The organism is Streptomyces sp. NPDC058758, from assembly GCF_042746075.1.
GTDB lineage: Bacteria > Actinomycetota > Actinomycetes > Streptomycetales > Streptomycetaceae > Streptomyces.
In genome coordinates, this window is the sequence record NZ_JBHYPS010000017.1 from 55,899 (window position 1) to 72,969 (window position 17,071).

Here is a 17,071-nt window from a genome sequence, read left to right on the forward strand (position 1 = left end):
CGCCGCTCCCCGCGCCGCCCGGCGCCCACCCTACCCGCGCCCGGCGCCCCCGCCCCCGGCTCCGGCGCCGGGCGGTCCCGGGCCCCGGCGGATAGGATTCACGCATGGGAGAGCGGCCGGTAGCGCCCGCCGCACCCGGCCTGGTCCTCCTCGTCGACGGCGTCACGACACGGATGGACCCGGGCCGCGTCTACCGCGTCGGGCGTGATCCCACCAGCGACGTCGTGCTCGCCGACGCCCGGGCGTCCTGGCACCACGCGGTGCTCCGCGCCGCCGGCGGCCAGTGGACGCTCGCGGACGAGGACAGCACCAACGGCACCTACGCGGACGGCGTGCGGGTGCGGCTCCCCCGGGTCGTCGGCCCGGGCACGGTCGTCCGCTTCGGCCATCCGCAGGACGGCCCCCGCGCGGTCCTCACCGCACCAGCGGACGATCCGGGGGCCGCCGCCCCTGAGCGGCCCGCCGCACCCGTGGGACGGCCCGTGGAGCCCGCCCCGCGTCCCGAGCGGCCCGCGCCCGCGCCGCCCCCTCCCCCACCGCCTTCCGAGACTCCCCCGGTCCGGCCCGCGGCCGACCTGTCCGCAGCCGACCTGGCCGCGGCCGGCACGGACGCCGCGGCCCCGGCGGCCCCGGCGGCCCCGGCGGCCCCGGCGGCCCCGTCTCCGTCACCCTCGCCCTCGCCCTCGCCCTCGGGGGTGTCGCGGCCCGGGGCGACGGGGACCTTCCGGCGGCCGACGGCGGTGCGGCCGCTGCCCGAGCACACCGTGCGGATCGGGCGGGCGCCGGACAACGACGTCGTCGTCGCCGACCTCGTGGTCTCGCGGCACCACGCGGAACTCCTCGCCCGGCCCGACGGGACGTACTGGATCCACGACCTCGGCAGCCACAACGGCACCTTTCTCAACGGCCGTCCCGTCGTCGAGCCCGTAAGGGTCACGGCCGACGACATCGTCGGCATCGGGCGCAGCGCGTTCTGCCTGGCCGGCGGGCAGCTGGTCGAGTTCACGGACACCGGCGAGATCTCGCTCGACGTGCAGGAGCTGGCCGTCACCGTCGACCGCGGCCGCAAGACCCTCCTCGACGGGGTCTCCTTCCCGGTCGGCGAGAAGTCGCTGCTCGCGGTCGTCGGCCCGTCCGGGGCCGGCAAGTCGACGCTGCTCGGCGCGCTCACCGGGCAGCGGCCCGCCGACCGGGGCACGGTCCTCTACGACGGCCGCGACCTCTACCGGGACTACGCCGAGCTGCGCCAGCGCATCGGGCTCGTCCCCCAGGACGACATCCTGCACCTCCAGCTGACCGTCCGGCGCGCCCTCGCGTACGCCGCCGAGCTGCGCTTCCCCGGGGACACCGCGCCCGCCGAGCGCCGCGCGCGCGTGGAGGAGGTGATCGGCGAACTGGGGCTCTCCGAGCGGGCCGACCAGCCGATCCACAGCCTCTCCGGCGGGCAGCGCAAGCGGGTCAGCGTCGCCCTGGAGCTGCTGACCAAGCCCTCGCTGCTCTTCCTCGACGAGCCGACCTCCGGCCTCGACCCCGGCATGGACCGCTCGGTGATGCACATGCTGCGCGGGCTCGCGGACGACGGGCGCACGGTCGTCGTGGTCACCCACAGCGTGCTGAGCCTCGACGTCTGCGACCGGCTCCTCGTGCTCGCCCCGGGCGGCCGGGTCGCCTACTACGGGCCGCCCGGTGACACCCTGTCCTTCTTCGGCTTCGACCAGTGGCCGGAGGCCTTCGAGGCGTTCGAGACGGAGCGGGACCGCGACTGGGCGGGGCAGTACCGGGGGTCGCGCTTCCACCGGAGGTACATCGAGGACGCGACCGTCCGGCCGTACGCCCCCGTGCCCGCCCCCGGCGCGGGAGCCGGGGCGTCGGCGGCTCCCCCGGGCGCGCCGGCCCCGCCACCGAAGGCGCAGAGCTGGGGCGGGCAGCTGCGGACGCTGGTGCGGCGCTACACCGCCGCGCTCGCCGCCGACCGCACCTTCCTCGCCATCATGGTCGCGCTGCCGTTCGTGATGGGCGCCATGGCCCGGGCCCTGTCCGAGGGCAGCCTCAACCCCGAGTCCACCCTGAACGTGCTGCTGATCCTCTGCGTCGGCGGGGTCCTGACCGGCGCGGCGAACGCCGTCCGCGAGCTGGTGAAGGAGCGGTCGATCTACCGCCGGGAGAGAGCCGTCGGCCTGTCCCGTTCCGCCTACCTCGCCTCCAAGGTCGTCGTCCTCGGCACCGTGACGGTGGTGCAGGCGGTGGTGCTGACCCTGGTCGCCCTGGTCGGCGTACCGCTCAACGTGCCCGACGGCAGGGGCGTCCTGATGCCCCCGCTCGTCGAGATCACGCTCGCCGTCGCCCTCCTCGCCTTCACCGCGATGATGCTCGGCCTGCTGGTGTCGGCGCTGGTCCGCAAGGAGGAGGTGACGATGCCCCTCCTCGTCCTCCTCGCCATCGTCCAGGTGGTGTTCTGCGGCGCCCTGCTGAACGTCCGGGGGACCCCGGTCCTGGAGCAGCTGGCCTGGCTGGTGCCGTCGCGGTGGGCGTTCGCGGCGATGGGTGCGACGATCGACATCGGGGCGGTGGCGCCGAGCGAGAAGACCGCCGATCCGCTCATGGACCACACGGCGGCGGCCTGGCTCTTCGACATGGGCATGATGGTCGTGCTCTGCCTGGCCCTCGGTCTCGCCGTGTCCCGGTTGCTGCGCCGGCACGAACCCGTCGTGATGCGGCGGTGACCGCGATCAGGAGGTGAGGCGGTGAGCGTTCCCGGCCCCGGACCGGACTTCGGATCCGGATCCCCTATGCCGAATCCGAATCCGAATGCCGGATCCGGTCTTCCGGACCACGGGTCCCCCGTGCCGGACGTCGGATCCGACGTCCTGTACGCGGTCGACTTCCGCCCCACCCACGTCGTCCCGCGCGGCGGCCTCTCCGCCTGGCAGGCCCCCGACCCGGGGTATCCGACGGTGCCGCTGGACGCCTTCCTGCCGGTGCGGCTCATGGAACGGGCCGGTGACTGGGGGCGGGTGCTCTGCTCGAACGGCTGGTCGGCGTGGGTGGACGCGCGGCTCCTGGTCGCGGTGCCCGACGATCCCCCGGCGGCGGGCCCCGCGCTCGCCCGCACGGCGGATCCGCGGCCGCTCATCGCGCGGGCCGAGGACGCCCTGGGCCGCTACCGGCGGGCCGTGGAGGAGCTGGCGGCGGGGCGGGCGGACGGGGAGGTCTTCCGGCGGCGGACGCGCGGGCTGCGGGTCGGGATGGTCGTCGATGGGGAGTCGGTGTGGCTGTACGACGCGGAGCACGAGCGCTGGGTGTTCTGCGACGGGGTGGGCCTGACGACGTACGCGGCCTCCGCCGGCCCGTCCCGGACCGCCGCGCCGGCTCCGGGCCCGCGCCCGGCCCCGGAGCCGGTTTCCGAGCCGGCGGCGGAGGCGGAGCCCGTACCGGAGACCGGACCCGCACCCGTCGCGTACGAACCGACGCAGGTGGTGCCCCAGGTGGATCCGGCGGAGGGACCGGCGGAGGCCCGGGCGGCGGAGGCGGAGCCCGTACCGGAGACCGGACCCGCACCCGTCGCGTACGAACCGACGCGGGTGGTGCCCCGGGTGGATCCGGCGGCGGCCGCCGGGCCGCCGCCCACCCGGATCGTCGACCGGCCTCCTGACGCGGAGGACGGGCGCTGATGGCGGGCGCGGGCGGCGGCGGGGCGCGGGACGCCGGGTTCCCGGCGGGGCGGCCCTCGGGGCTGGCCGGGAAGGAGATCGCGGGCTACCGCGTGGAGGCCGAGATCGGGCGCGGCGGGATGGCCGTCGTGTACCGGGCGCGGGACCTGCGGCTGGACCGGACGGTCGCGCTGAAGCTGCTCGCGCCGGAGCTGGCGCGCAACGACACCTTCCGGAAGCGGTTCGCGCACGAGTCGCGGGTGGCCGCCTCGATCGACCACCCGCACATCGTGCCGGTCTTCGAGGCGGGCGAGACGGAGGGGGTCCTCTACATCGCGATGCGGTACGTGGCCGGGCAGGACCTGGTGGCGCTGCTGGCGCGGGAGGGCCCGCTGCCGCCGGCGACGGCGGGCCGGATCGCGGCGCAGGTGGCGTCGGCGCTGGACGCGGCGCACGCCCACGACCTGGTCCACCGGGACGTGAAGCCGGGGAACATCCTGGTCGCGGAGGGCACCGACCGGGACCATCCGGAGCACGTCTACCTGACCGACTTCGGGCTGACGAAGAAGTCGCTGTCGCTGACCGGGTTCACGACGGTGGGCGAGTTCGTGGGCACGCTGGACTACGTGGCGCCGGAGCAGATCTCGGGGAAGCCGGTGGACGGGCGCTGTGACGTGTACAGCCTGGCGTGCGTGGTCTTCGAGACGCTGGCCGGGGTGCCGCCGTTCCGCCGGGACACCGACTGGGCGGTGCTGTGGGCCCAGCAGTACGACCCTCCGCCGCCGCTGGCCGAGCACCGGCCGGGGCTGCCGGAGGGGGTGGACGCGGTGTTCGCGCGGGCGCTCGCGAAGACGCCCGAGGAGCGGTACGGGACGTGCCTGGAGTTCGTCGCGGAGCTGCGGGCGGCACTCGCGCGCGCCGCGGGCGGCGGCCCGGTGTCGGCGACCGGGGCGGGTGCCCGGGCGCCGGGTCCGCCGCCGGAGCCTCCGGCGTGGGCGCGGCCGGTGTTCCGCCGGCGGTGAGGCCGGATCCCGCGCGGCGGGTCCTCGTCGGGTCCTCGTCGCCGGCGGAACACCGGCCCGCGCGGGTGCCCGCGGCCGGTTCAGCCGTCGCGGGGCGGGACCTGGCCCCGGTGCCGCACGCGGGTGGCGAGCAGGCCGGCCAGGAAGCCCGCGACGAGGCCCCAGAGGAGGGCGAAGCCGACGAGGCGCCAGAGGTCGGGCCGGAGGACGACCTCGCCGCCGAGGCCCGCCAGGTCGCCGATGCCGAGGACCGACAGGCCGAAGCGGGCTTCGACGAGGGTGAGGGGCGCGACGGCGAGCATCGTCAGGGCGAAGGCGACGCCGAGGTGCAGGGCGTGCTGCCAGGGCCGGACGCGGGCCGGGGAGCGTACGGCGGCGGCGAAGGCCGCGCCGAGGACGAGGACGGCGGCGATGGGCAGCAGCCACCAGGCGCGGCCGTCCTGGGCGGCGAGCGAGGACAGGTCCACGGTGGACAGGTCGGTGCCGTCGGCGCCGCCGCGCAGGACGGCGTCGAGGATCTGCGGCATGGGGAGGCCGAAGGGGCCGTCGACCGTGCCCTCCCAGGAGCCGCCGATGCCGACGCCGAGGGCGAGCCAGCTGACGTTGGGCAGGCCCAGGAGGAGAACGGCGAAGGTCTCGGCGGCGTGCCCCTTGGTGGCGGCGACGACCAGACCGACGACCAGGCCGACGGCGACGTACGCGAGGAGCAGCAGGAGCATCGCCGAGGCGGCGGGCCGCACGGCCTCCTGGTGGCGGAGCAGGCGGGCGGGCAGGGGGCTGCGGCGGGAGACGAGGAGGGCGACCAGGAGGACGCCGAGGATCCACAGGAGGCCGTAGCCGAGGGTGGGGCCGGCGAGGGCGCGGAAGCCGACGCTGGGATCGGCCGCGTCGATGAGTTCGCCGAAGAGGTCGGCGAGGGGTTCCTGGGAGTCGCCGGCGCCGAGGTCGAGGGGGAAGTCGTGGCGGGCGGCGGCGCAGAGCCCGGCGAGGGCCGCCAGCCACAGGACCGTGACGGCGGCGGCGCGGGCCGCGAGCTCGCCGGTCCTGGCGACCGCGTGGTGGCGCAGGGGGCGGAGGAAGACGGCGCCGGTGACGAGGGCGCCGACCAGGGTGACGGTGAGGGGCATCGCGGTGAGTTCGCCCTGGGTGCCGGCGAGGGAGCCGGCCGAGCCGGCGATCTCGACCTGTCCGCCGGCGGCCATGACGACGACGGCGGCGAGGACGGCGGCGAAGCCCCCGGGCAGGTCGGCCGCGCCGGCGGCCCAGAGCCCGAGGGCGGCGGTGACGCCCATGGCGGCGTAGCCCGCGACGACGGCGGCGAGGGCCTGGAGGGCGATGCGGAGTCCCGCGGGGGGCGGGGCGCCGCCGGGGGCGTCCGGGCCGGTGGCGGGGGGCGGGGTGTGGGGGAGCCGGGTGCTCACCCTGCCCACGCTAGTCCGGCCCGGGCGGCTCCGCCTGCGGGTGCGGTCCGTCCGGACGGCCGGTGGGGACGGGCCACGGTGACGGTGACACTGCGTGAACGTGGGCCCATAGGAGGCATCCCTAACCGGATACGGCTCCGTCAAACGGGCTGTCGGCCGACGATGCGGTAACGCTCCGACAGCGGTGCGAGACGGCTCGAAGGTGTTACGTCGTCGTTATAAACGGAAGATTTGAGCCGTTATCGACGACTTTCCCACCCTCGAATCCGCGAGATGATCGTCCACTCCTCGACCCGGACGCCTCGGGCCATAGCACGGAACACCCCCCTCCGGAACCCCTCGGGACCAGGAAGTTCACGGCTGCGCTGGGTAACTTCGGCGCCCATGACCACAGCTCACACAGCACCGGAACACGTCCGGGCCGCGGCGCCGGTCTCCGCCCGGGACTGGACCGTCGGACGGCCCCGGGTCGGCGACGGCGCCCAACTCTGGCGACTCGCGCGGGAATCCGGGGAACTGGACGTCAACTCCTCCTACAGCTACCTCCTGTGGTGCCGGGACTTCGCCGAGACCTCGGCCGTCGCCCGCGACGCGGACGGCCGGCCGCTGGGCTTCGTGACCGGCTACCTCCGGCCCGACGCGCCGGGGACGCTGCTGGTGTGGCAGGTCGCCGTGGACGCCGCTCACCGGGGCCGCGGCATCGCCGGGGCGCTGCTCGACCACCTCTCGGAGCGCGTCGCCGGCACGTACCCGCTCGACGCCGTCGAGACGACCATCACCCCGGACAACCTCGCGTCGGAGCGCCTGTTCGGCGCCTACGCCCGGCGGCACGGCGCCCGGGTGAGCCGGACGGTCCTCTTCCCGTCGGCCGCCTTCCCGGCGCCCGGCCACGAGGCCGAGGTGCTGCACCGCATCGCGCCGCTGTCCTTCTGACGCCGGCCCCTCCGCCGCCCGGCCCCGCCTCTCCCCCGCTCCTCCCCCGTTCCGCCACCCCCCGTACTGGAGTCCCGTATGACGCTCATCGCAGGATCCGCCCCCACCGTCTTCGAGACCGTCGAGTCGGAGGTGCGCAGCTACTGCCGCGCCTGGCCCACGGTCTTCGAACGGGCCACCGGGAGCCGCCTGTTCGACGAGCACGGCCGTCCCTTCCTCGACTTCTTCGCCGGCGCCGGCTCGCTCAACTACGGCCACAACAACGCCGCGCTCAAGCGCCCGCTCCTCGACTACCTCGGGAGCGACGGCATCACCCACGGCCTCGACATGTCGACGACGGCGAAGCGGCGGTTCCTGGAGACCTTCCGCTCGGCCGTCCTCGAACCCCGCGGCCTGCCCTACAAGGTGATGTTCCCGGGCCCGACCGGCACCAACGCCGTCGAGGCGGCGCTGAAGCTGGCCCGCAAGGTCACCGGCCGCAAGACGGTCGTGTCCTTCACGAACGCCTTCCACGGCATGTCCCTCGGTTCCCTCGCGCTCACCGGCAACGCCGGCAAACGCGCCGGGGCGGGCGTGCCGCTGACGCACACCACGCAGATGCCGTTCGACCACTACCTCGGCGGCAGGACCCCGGACTTCCTCTGGTTCGAGCGGCTCCTGGAGGACTCCGGGTCCGGCCTCGACCACCCGGCCGCCGTGATCGTCGAGACGGTGCAGGGCGAGGGCGGGGTCAACGTGGCGCGCGCCGAGTGGCTGCGCGGCCTCGCCGACCTGTGCCGGCGCCGGGACATGCTGCTGATCGTCGACGACATCCAGATGGGCTGCGGCCGCACCGGCGACTTCTTCTCCTTCGAGGAGGCCGGCATCACCCCGGACGTCGTCACCCTGTCCAAGTCCATCAGCGGCTACGGACTGCCCATGTCCCTCTGCCTGTTCCGCGACGAGCTCGACGTGTGGGAGCCCGGCGAGCACAACGGCACCTTCCGCGGCAACAACCCGGCCTTCGTCACCGCCACCGCCGCCCTCGACGCCTACTGGCGGGACTCCGCCCTGCGCGACCGGACCCTCCGGCGGGCCGCCACGGTCGAGGCCGCGCTGGGCGACCTCGTCCCGGGCTCCGTGCCGCGCGGGCGCGGGCTCGTGTGGGGCCTGGAGTTCCCGGACGGGGAGCGGGCCCGGGCCGTCTGCCGGCGCGCCTTCGAGCTGGGCCTGCTCGTGGAGACGTCCGGGCCGCGCGACGAGGTCGTCAAGCTCCTGCCCCCGCTGACCGTCACCGACGACGAGCTGGACGAGGGCCTCGGCATCCTCGCCCGCGCCGTCCGCCACACCGCCTGAACCCCCTCACGGAAAGGCCAACTTCATGATCGTCCGCACCTTCGCGGAGCTGGAGGACACCGAGCGGCACGTGCGGTCCGCCTCCGGCACCTGGGAGAGCAAGCGCATCGTCCTCGCCCGCGAGCGCGTCGGCTTCTCCCTCCACGAGACCGTCCTGTACGCCGGGACCGAGACCGCCATGTGGTACGCGAACCACGTCGAGGCGGTCGTCTGCACCGCCGGCGAGGCCGAACTCACCGACCACGAGACCGGGACGGCGTACACGATCGTCCCCGGGACGATGTACCTCCTCGACGGCCACGAGCGGCACACCCTCCGGGTCAAGGAGGACTTCCGCTGCCTGTGCGTCTTCAACCCGCCGGTCACCGGCCGCGAGGACCACGACGAGAACGGCGTCTACCCGCTGCTCACCGAGCCCGAGCCCGAGCCCGGGTCCGGACCCGGATCCGGCGGCGCCTGAGCCCCGCCCCGCCCCTCCCTCCGTACGTACGAGAAAGGCCAGCACCGCGATGACCACCGCCCCCGCCCGCCCCGTCGACCCGTACCCGACCCGCGGCACCGAGGAGGCCCTCGTCTACCGCAAGGAGCCCGTCGTCTGGTCCGAGCCCGGCACGCCCGGCCCGTTCTGGCCGCGCGAGCTGGAGGACTACGAGCGCAACGGCTTCTTCGCCGTCGACGCCCTCGTCACCCCCGGGGAGGTCGCCGAGCTCCGCGCCGAGCTGGACCGGCTGGTGAGCGACCCGCGGATCCGCGAGGACGACCGGGCGATCGTCGAGCCCCGTTCCCGGGAGATCCGCTCCGTCTTCGAGGTGCACCGGATCAGCGAGGTCTTCGCCCGGCTCGCGAGCGACCCGCGGCTCGTGGACCGGGCGCGGCAGATCCTCGGCTCCGACGTCTACGTCCACCAGTCGCGGATCAACGTGAAGCCCGGCTTCGGCGCGAGCGGCTTCTACTGGCACTCCGACTTCGAGACCTGGCACGCCGAGGACGGGCTGCCCCTGATGCGGGCCGTGTCGGTGTCGATCGCGCTGACGCCGAACTTCACCACCAACGGCAGCCTCATGATCATGCCGGGTTCGCACCGCACCTTCCTCGGCTGCGCCGGCGCGACCCCGAAGGACAACTACAAGCAGTCGCTGCGGATGCAGGACGCCGGCACCCCGTCGCACAAGGCGCTGACGACCTTCGCCGAGGCGTGCGGGATCGAGCACTTCACCGGCGACGCCGGGTCGGCCGTCTGGTTCGACTGCAACGCGCTGCACGGCTCGGGCGACAACATCACCCCCTTCCCCCGCAGCAACGTCTTCCTCGTCTTCAACAGCGTGGAGAACGCGCCGGAGCTGCCGTTCGCCGCCCCCGTCCGCCGGCCCTCCTACATCGCCGCCCGGGACACCACCCCCATCGGCTGACCCCTCCGCCGGCGCCTCCCCCGCACCCGGACCCCGCCCGGGCCTCCGTGCCCGGGCCCCCGTGCCCGAACTCCCCAGCGAAAGGACGGACATGACCACGCTTCCCTCCCGCAGACACCTCCTCACCCGGGGCGCCCTCCTCGGCGGGGCCCTCGCCGTGCCCGGTCTGCTCGCCGCGTGCAGCCGGACGGAGGCCGGCACCGGCGGCCCCGCCGGTGACGCGGACCTGCTGGCGAGGCTGCGGAAGCAGGGTCACGTCCGGGTGGGCTTCGCCGGCGAGGCCCCGTACGGCTTCCAGGACGGCGGCGAGCTCGCCGGGGAGGCGCCCACCCTCCACCGGGAGATCTTCACCGCCCTCGGCATACCCGAACTCCGGCCCACCCTCACCGAGTTCGGCGCCCTCATCCCCGGGCTGCTCGCCGGACGGTTCGACGTGGTGAGCGCCGGCATGGCCATCACCCCCGAGCGCTGCGCCAAAGTCGCCTTCTCCGAGCCGGAGTTCGTCTCCCCCACCGCCCTCATGGTCCGCGGGGGGAACCCGGAGGGGCTGAGCGACCTGGCGTCCTGCGCGGAGAAGAAGGCCCGCGTCGGCGTCCTGACGGCCGCCGTCGAGGGCGGGTACGCCAAGGCGGCAGGCGTCCCGGACGGGTCCGTGGTGGCGGTGGGCAAGCAGCAGGACGGACTCGACGCCCTGCTCGCCGGCCGGATCGACGCCTTCGCGCTCACCGGCATCTCGCTGCGCTGGCTCGCCCGCACCAACGGGAGCGCCGCCGTGGAGGTCCTGGAGCCGTTCGTGCCGGTGATCGACGGGGTGAAGCGGTACAGCCCCGGCGGCGCCGTCTTCCGCACCGGCGCCGTCTCGCTGCGGGAGGCCTTCGACGAGGAGCTCGCGCGGATCACCGGCGACCCCGCCCGGTACGTCGAGCTGATCGGGAAGTACGGCTTCACCGAGCGCGAGGTGCCGCCGCGCACCCTGCGCACCGCGGAGCTGTGCGCGGGATGACCGGATCCGGCACGGACGTGTTCCTCTCCGAGCTGGGCCGGGCGCTGCCGGGCATCGGCCGGGGGCTCCTGGTGACCCTGGAGGCGACGGCGCTCGGCGCGGCCCTCGCGCTGCTCGTCGCCTTCGCCCTGGGCCTGGCCTCCCGCTCCCGCGCCGTCGTGGTGCGCGGCGCGGCCCGCGTCACCGTGGAGTTCCTGCGGGGCACCTCGCTGTACGTCCAGCTGTTCTGGCTCTTCTTCGCGCTGCCGATGCTCGGCTTCCGGCTGGAGCCGATGGCCTGCGGGGTGCTCGCCTTCGGCCTCAACTACGGGGCGTACGGCGCGGAGGTGGTGCGCGGCTCGATCGCGGCCGTGCCCGCGGCCCAGACGGAGGCGGCGATCGCGCTGGGCATGGGGCCGGGGCTGCGCCTGCGCAGGGTCGTGCTGCCGCAGGCGTACGTCCTGATGGTCCCGCCGTTCAAGAACCTGCTGATCCAGCTGCTCAAGGCGACGCCGCTGCTGTCCCTGGTCACGGTCGCCGATCTCACCTTCCGGATCGACCAGCTGCGGGCGGCGACCGGCGGGACGGCCGCCGCCTACCTGCTGCTGCTCCTGCTGTACTTCGCCGTCGCCGCGCTCCTCGGCGCGGGGATGAACGCGCTGGAGCGCCGGGCGAAGGCGCGGCTCGGCGTCGTGGGGGGCGGTGCGTGATGTGGGACATGGACGCGGCGCGGGCCGCGCTGCCCGTCGTGCTGTCCGGCTTCGGCGTCACGCTGCTGGCGACGGTGCTCGGCTTCGCCGTCGCGCTGGTCGCGGGGCTCGGCGTGGCCCTGGTGCAGCGCTCCGGCGTCCGGTGGGCGGCCCTGCCGGTGGGCGCGCTGGCCTCGTTCGTGCGCTCGACGCCGGTGATGGTGCAGCTGTTCGCGGCCTGGGTGCTGGTGCCGGGCCTCGACCCGCTGACGCTCGGGGTGCTGGTCCTGGGCCTGCACTACGCCGCGTACCTCTCCGAGGTGTACCGCGCCGGCATCGACGCCGTGCCGAAGGGGCAGTGGGAGGCGTGCACCGCGCTGTCGCTGCCGAGGCGGCGGGTGTGGCGGGCCGTGGTGCTGCCGCAGGCCGTGCGGAAGGTGCTGCCGGCGCTCGGCAACTACGCGGTCTCCCTGTTCAAGGAGACGCCGTTCCTCTCGGTCATCACGGTGAACGAGATGGTCCACGAGGCGAGCGCCTTCGGCAGCACCCACTTCGCCTATCTGGAGAGCTTCACCCTGGCCGCCGCCGTCTTCCTGCTGGCGAGCTGGCCGACGTCCGTGCTCGTCCGCCGACTGGAGGCCCGCCTTGCCCACTGAGACCGTCCCCGGAGCCGAGAAGGTCCGGTTCGAGCGGGTGACGAAACGGTTCGGGGAACAGACCGTGCTCGACGGGCTCGACCTGACGGTCGCGCCGGGCGAGCGGGTGACCCTGATCGGTCCGAGCGGCTCCGGGAAGACGACCATCCTGCGGCTGCTGATGACGCTGGAGCGGGTGACGGACGGCGTCGTCCACCTGGACGGGGAGCCGTACTCCCACATGCCGTCGGGCGGCGGGAAGCTCGTCCCCGCGGACGAGCGCCATCTGGCCCCGCGCCGGCGGCGCGTCGGGATGGTGTTCCAGCAGTTCAACCTCTTCCCGCACATGAGCGTCCTGGCGAACGTGACGGAGGCGCCCCGGCACGTCCTGGGCCTCGACGCGGACGAGGCCGCCGCCCGCGCCCGGGACCTCCTGGGGCTCGTCGGCCTCGCGGACAAGGAGGACGCGCACCCCACCCGGCTCTCCGGCGGCCAGCAGCAGCGGGTCGCCATCGCCCGGGCCCTGGCGATGCGCCCCGAGCTGCTCCTCCTGGACGAGGTGACCTCCGCGCTCGACCCCGAGCTGGTGGCGGAGGTCCTGGACGTGCTGCGGGACGTGGCCGCCGGCACCGACCTCACGATGCTCTGCGTCACCCACGAGATGGGTTTCGCCCGGGACGTCTCGGACCGGGTCCTGATGTTCGACGGGGGCCGCGTGCTGGAGTCGGGCGCTCCGGGGCGGCTGCTCGACGCCCCGGAACACGAGCGGACCCGGGCCTTCCTGCGGTCCATCGGGTGAGGGCGGGGACGGAGCGCGGGAACGGAGGAGGGGGCCGGGGTCCGGGGCCGGTGTTTGAGGCCGGTGGGAGTGGTGAGGCGCTGGGGCGACGTCGTACGCCATCGACCCCATGGGAGGAGCCGGTCATGTCACTGCTGGAGGGACGGCACGTTCTGGTGCTGACCACGAACTACGGCACGGAGGAGAAGGAGCTGCGCGAGCCGGTGGCCGCGCTGCGTAAGGCGGGGGCCCGCGTCACCGTCGCCGCCCAGGAGGAGAAGCCGGTGCAGACCCTGGTCTCCGACCGCGAGCCCGGCGCCGAGGTCCGGCCGGACGCGCGCCTGGCGGACGTCGAGCCCGGGGGGTTCGACGCCGTGGTGGTGCCCGGCGGCACCGTCAACGCCGACACCCTGCGGACCGACGAGGACGCCCGGCGGCTCGTGACGGCGTTCGCCGAGGCGGGCAAGCCGGTGGCCTCGATCTGCCACGGCCCCTGGCTGCTGGCCGACGCGGGCGTGGTCCGGGGCCGCGAGCTGACCTCGTACCCCTCGCTGCGGCCCGACCTCTCCGGCGCCGGCGGCACCTGGGTCGACCGGGAGGTCGTCGTCGACACGGACGGCTCCTTCCCCCTGATCACCTCCCGCAGGCCGGACGACCTCGACGCCTTCTCCGCCGCCCTCGTCGAGGCCGTCCGGGACGCGGCGGCGGCCTGAGGGCGGGCCCCTCGCGGCGGGCGGCCGGGCCTCCCGCCGCGGCCCGGCGCCGAGGCCGCCGTCCTTCTGGGAGCGGCCGTCGGCGGAGCCTGCGGGTGCGGGGTGCCCGTTCGGCGCCGAGAATGGCGCCGAACGGAAGAAAGGGAAAAAAGTGACTTCCCAACCGCCGCCGTCCGGCCCTCCGTCGGTCCCGCCCGCCGGTCCGCCCACGGGCCCGCCCTCGGGACCGCTCTCCGGCGCGGCGACCCGCCCCGGGGTCGCCGGGCCCCCGCCCGCGCCGCCGCACGACGGCTCCGGCGGAGGCGGAGGCGGAGGTGACGGAGACGGCTCCGGCGGGGACGGGGGCGGCTCCCACCGGGGCGGCGGCAGCGGAAGGACGCCGTGGTGGCGGTCCGTGCCGAAGGTGGCCTCGCTGACCGCCGCCGTCGTGGCGGCCGTCGCGCTGACCGTGGTCCTCGTCGGCCGGTCGGACGACAAGGGCGACACGGCGGGCTCGGGCGGCAGCGGGGAGGTCTTCCTGCAGAACACCTCCGCCTCCGGCCCCGACCCGTTCACCGCCTCCACCGCCCGCACCGACAGCGCCTCGGGGACCGCCTCGCTGGCCCCGCGCACCGGCACGGCGGAGAGCGCCACCCCGCAGGTCTCGGGCTCCACGCCCGGCCTGTACGGCGGTACGCGGGAGGTGGCGAGCTGCGACGTGGAGCGGCAGGTGCGCTTCCTCGGCGCCGAGCCCGCCAAGAACGCCGCCTTCGCCGGGGTCCTCGGCCTGGACGCGGACGCCGTGCCGGGCTACCTCCGCTCCCTCACCCCGCTCCAGCTCCGGGTGGACACCCGGGTGACCAACCACGGCTACAAGGACGGCTCCGCCACCACGTACCAGGCGGTCCTCCAGGCGGGGACGGCGGTCCTCGTCGACGGGCGGGGCGTGCCCCGGGTGCGCTGCGCCTGCGGGAACCCGCTGACCGAGCCGGTGGCCCAGCGGGAGCCGCGGACGACGGGCACCCCGTGGCAGGGCTACAACGCCTCCCAGGTCGTGGTCGTGGCCCCCTCGGTGACCGTGGTGAACGTCTTCGTCGTGTACGACCCCGAGGACGACGCCTGGTTCGCGCGCGAGCACGGCGACACCGGCCGGCACGACAAGCCGACCCCGCCGCCGCCCCGGCCCACGCCGACCACCACGTCCCCGTCGCCGTCCACGTCGTCGACCTCGCCGGTGCCGTGCGTGACGGTGACCGGCGACGAGACGCCGACGCCGGTCGACGGCGTGACGCCGTCCCCCTGCCCCTCCACGCTCTCGCCGACGCAGACGACGCCCACGCCGTCCCCTTCGACGGACACGACGTCGCCGACGTCCGAGACCCCGTCGGACTCCCCCTCCGACTCGCCCTCGGACTCCCCGTCGGACTCGCCCTCGGACACTCCCTCGGACACGCCCGGGACGACGACCGACGGGGCCGACACCACGACCGACGGGACGACCGGCTCCACGGACACCACGGAGACGTCGTCCTCCGGCCTGTCCCCGGCGGCCCCCTCCGGCTCCGGCACCTCCTCCGCGCCGGCCCCGGGCCCCGGACGGTGGCTCGCGGCCTGACGCCCGGTCCCCCGCGGACGCCCGTACCCGGCCCCTCCGGTACGGGCGTCCGCGCGGTCACACGGCGCCCTCCGTGGTCCGGGAGGCAGGACGGTGGGTGTCCGGAGGGTGGCGCGCAGGGTGCGCAGCCAGGCGCCCACGGGCAGGGGGCGGGCGGCCCGCTCCTCGGCGTGCCGCTGCCACAGGCGCTCGTCGCGGTCGGTGAAGTGCGGGGTCATGTCGGGTTCCTCCCTGTGGACGGGTGCGCTGAGCGGAGAAGTGGTCCGGTGGCGGCGTTCCTCCGGACGCACCACCAGGCCACTGGAAGGGAGTCTGTAGCCTTATTGGCCCGGACAGCAGAGCCAATAAGGAGTGATTGGCATGGCAGAGGGCCGTGTGGTCCACACCGCGGACCGGACGTTGTCCGGCCGCCAGCTCGCCTCCCTGCTCACCCGGCCGCCGGAGGGCCGGTTCGGATACCGCGAGCTGGCGCGGGCGGTGCGGGAGGCGCTGCTCGACGGGCGGGTGGCGCTGCGGCTGCGGCTGCCCGCCGAGCGGGAGCTCGCGCAGGTCCTGGAGGTGAGCCGGACGACGGTGACGGGGGCGTACGACCTGCTGCGGGAGAGCGGGTACGCGCACAGCCGGCGGGGCGCGGGGACGTGGACGGCACTGCCGGACGGACAGGCGCCGATCTCGCTGGGCGCCTTCCCCGACGGGGCCGGCGAGGTGATCGACCTGGCGCTGGCCGCGCCGCACGGGCCGCGGGCCGAACTCGCGGAGGCGCTGGCGGAGGCCGCCGCGGAGCTGCCCCGGTACACCGCCGCGCCGGGCTACCACCCGTACGGCCTGCCGGAGCTGCGGGCGGCGGTCGCGGAGCGGTACACCGAGCGGGGGCTGCCGACCCGGCCCGAGCAGATCCTGGTGACGACGGGGGCGCAGCAGGCGCTGTCGCTGGTGCTCGCGCAGTTCGGGCGGCCGGGCGACCGGGTGCTGGCGGAGAACCCCTCGTACACCAACGCGCTGGACGCGATGCGGGGCCGGGGGATGCGGGTGACGCCGGTGCCGGTGACGGAGAGCGGCTGGGACACCGGGCTGGTGGACGCGGCGCTGCGGCAGACCGCGCCCCGGCTGGCGTATCTGATCCCGGACTTCCACAACCCGACGGGGCGGCTGATGCCGCGCGAGCAGGCCCGGGAGCTGGCGCGGGCGGCGCGGGCGACGGGGACGTGGCTGGTGGTGGACGAGACGCTGACGGACATGGCGCTCGACGTGCCGGCCCCGGCGCCGTTCGGCGCGGCGGCGGGGGTGGGGGCCGGGGAGCAGATCGTGTCGATCGGCTCGCTGAGCAAGAGCTGCTGGGGCGGGATGCGGGTGGGCTGGGTGCGGGCCTCGGCGCGGGTGGTGACGGAGCTGACGCGGACCCGGGTGACGGCCGACCTGTCGGGTTCGGTGCTGGACCAGCTGGTGGCGGTGGCGCTGATGCGGCGCCTGGATCCGATCGTGCGGGCGCGCGTGGCGGAGCTGCGGCAGCGGCGGGAGGCGCTCGGCGCGGCGCTGGCCCGGCACCTGCCGGAGTGGCGGTGGTCGGTGCCGCCGGGCGGGATGTGCCTGTGGATCGACCTGGGGCGGCCGGTGGCGACGCAGCTGGCGGCGCGGGCCCTGCGGCACGGGGTGCGGGTGGAGGGCGGTGCGCGGTTCGGGGTGGATCCCGGGACGCACGAGCACCGGCTGCGGATCCCGTACACGCTGCCGGAGGAGGTGTACGGGACGGCGGCGGAGCGGCTGGCGGCGGCGCTGGAGGGGGCGCCGGGGCGGTTCACGGATCCGGCGCTGCCGGAGTGGGTGGCCTGAGCCGCGGATCCGGTGGCCGCCCCTCCGGCCTGCCGGCCGGTGGGGCCGATATCCGGATGCCCGGTCGGGGGACATGCCTG

The 17,071-nt window shown here is 75.4% G+C and carries 15 protein-coding genes; 14 read left to right on the forward strand and 1 reads right to left on the reverse strand.

Going from position 1 to position 17,071, the window contains the following annotated elements:
• The first annotated feature begins 104 nt into the window (after positions 1 to 104).
• The 3 genes from ACFW6A_RS21015 (at position 105) to ACFW6A_RS21025 (ending at position 4,672) form a co-directional block, all read left to right on the forward strand.
• The gene (locus ACFW6A_RS21015; protein ID WP_386641926.1) at positions 105 to 2,723 is read left to right on the forward strand and encodes an FHA domain-containing protein; all 2,619 of its coding nucleotides are present in this window, start codon (positions 105 to 107) and stop codon (positions 2,721 to 2,723) included.
• Positions 2,724 to 2,843: 120 nt separating this feature from the next.
• Positions 2,844 to 3,671, forward strand: a complete 828-nt coding sequence (locus ACFW6A_RS21020) for a hypothetical protein (RefSeq protein ID WP_386641929.1) — start codon at positions 2,844 to 2,846, stop codon at positions 3,669 to 3,671.
• The gene (locus tag ACFW6A_RS21025; protein WP_386641932.1) at positions 3,671 to 4,672 is read left to right on the forward strand and encodes a serine/threonine-protein kinase; all 1,002 of its coding nucleotides are present in this window, start codon (positions 3,671 to 3,673) and stop codon (positions 4,670 to 4,672) included. The genes ACFW6A_RS21020 and ACFW6A_RS21025 overlap by 1 nt, the downstream gene beginning before the upstream one ends.
• Positions 4,673 to 4,752: 80 nt before the next feature.
• On the opposite strand, the gene ACFW6A_RS21030 is transcribed toward ACFW6A_RS21025, so the two are convergent.
• Positions 4,753 to 6,102 carry a streptophobe family protein gene (locus ACFW6A_RS21030; protein WP_386641935.1) on the reverse strand — a complete coding sequence of 450 codons (1,350 nt, stop codon included), beginning with the start codon at positions 6,100 to 6,102 and terminating at the stop codon, positions 4,753 to 4,755.
• Positions 6,103 to 6,477: 375 nt separating this feature from the next.
• Here ACFW6A_RS21030 and ectA point away from each other — a divergent pair, with 375 nt between their 5' ends.
• From ectA to ACFW6A_RS21085, 11 genes are all read left to right on the forward strand, one after another.
• Positions 6,478 to 7,026 carry a diaminobutyrate acetyltransferase gene (ectA, locus tag ACFW6A_RS21035; RefSeq protein WP_351850296.1) on the forward strand — a complete coding sequence of 183 codons (549 nt, stop codon included), beginning with the start codon at positions 6,478 to 6,480 and terminating at the stop codon, positions 7,024 to 7,026.
• A 78-nt stretch (positions 7,027 to 7,104) separates the two neighbouring features.
• Positions 7,105 to 8,361 carry a diaminobutyrate--2-oxoglutarate transaminase gene (ectB, locus tag ACFW6A_RS21040; protein ID WP_351850298.1) on the forward strand — a complete coding sequence of 419 codons (1,257 nt, stop codon included), beginning with the start codon at positions 7,105 to 7,107 and terminating at the stop codon, positions 8,359 to 8,361.
• Positions 8,362 to 8,386: 25 nt separating this feature from the next.
• Positions 8,387 to 8,821, forward strand: coding sequence for an ectoine synthase (locus ACFW6A_RS21045; RefSeq protein WP_386641938.1), 435 nt, complete (start codon positions 8,387 to 8,389; stop codon positions 8,819 to 8,821).
• Positions 8,822 to 8,870: 49 nt separating this feature from the next.
• Positions 8,871 to 9,770, forward strand: coding sequence for an ectoine hydroxylase (gene thpD / locus ACFW6A_RS21050; RefSeq protein ID WP_351850300.1), 900 nt, complete (start codon positions 8,871 to 8,873; stop codon positions 9,768 to 9,770).
• 91 nt (positions 9,771 to 9,861) lie between these two features.
• Positions 9,862 to 10,773 carry an ectoine/hydroxyectoine ABC transporter substrate-binding protein EhuB gene (ehuB, locus tag ACFW6A_RS21055; RefSeq protein WP_351850302.1) on the forward strand — a complete coding sequence of 304 codons (912 nt, stop codon included), beginning with the start codon at positions 9,862 to 9,864 and terminating at the stop codon, positions 10,771 to 10,773.
• On the forward strand, positions 10,770 to 11,462 hold the full coding sequence (ehuC, locus tag ACFW6A_RS21060) for an ectoine/hydroxyectoine ABC transporter permease subunit EhuC (RefSeq protein ID WP_351850305.1): 693 nt from the start codon (positions 10,770 to 10,772) through the stop codon (positions 11,460 to 11,462). The genes ehuB and ehuC overlap by 4 nt, the downstream gene beginning before the upstream one ends.
• A complete protein-coding gene (ehuD, locus tag ACFW6A_RS21065) occupies positions 11,462 to 12,097 on the forward strand; it encodes an ectoine/hydroxyectoine ABC transporter permease subunit EhuD (RefSeq protein ID WP_351850363.1) in 636 nt (211 codons plus the stop codon). The genes ehuC and ehuD overlap by 1 nt, the downstream gene beginning before the upstream one ends.
• On the forward strand, positions 12,087 to 12,875 hold the full coding sequence (gene ehuA / locus ACFW6A_RS21070; protein WP_386641941.1) for an ectoine/hydroxyectoine ABC transporter ATP-binding protein EhuA: 789 nt from the start codon (positions 12,087 to 12,089) through the stop codon (positions 12,873 to 12,875). Before ehuD ends, ehuA begins: the two co-directional genes overlap by 11 nt.
• Before the next feature lie 125 nt (positions 12,876 to 13,000).
• A complete protein-coding gene (locus ACFW6A_RS21075) occupies positions 13,001 to 13,567 on the forward strand; it encodes a type 1 glutamine amidotransferase domain-containing protein (RefSeq protein WP_351850309.1) in 567 nt (188 codons plus the stop codon).
• Positions 13,568 to 13,718: 151 nt separating this feature from the next.
• Positions 13,719 to 15,161 (forward strand): DUF6777 domain-containing protein, encoded by a 1,443-nt coding sequence (locus tag ACFW6A_RS21080; protein WP_386641945.1) that lies wholly within the window; start codon positions 13,719 to 13,721, stop codon positions 15,159 to 15,161.
• Between the two features lie 360 nt (positions 15,162 to 15,521).
• Positions 15,522 to 16,991, forward strand: a complete 1,470-nt coding sequence (locus tag ACFW6A_RS21085) for a PLP-dependent aminotransferase family protein (protein WP_386641948.1) — start codon at positions 15,522 to 15,524, stop codon at positions 16,989 to 16,991.
• Positions 16,992 to 17,071: the final 80 nt, after the last annotated feature.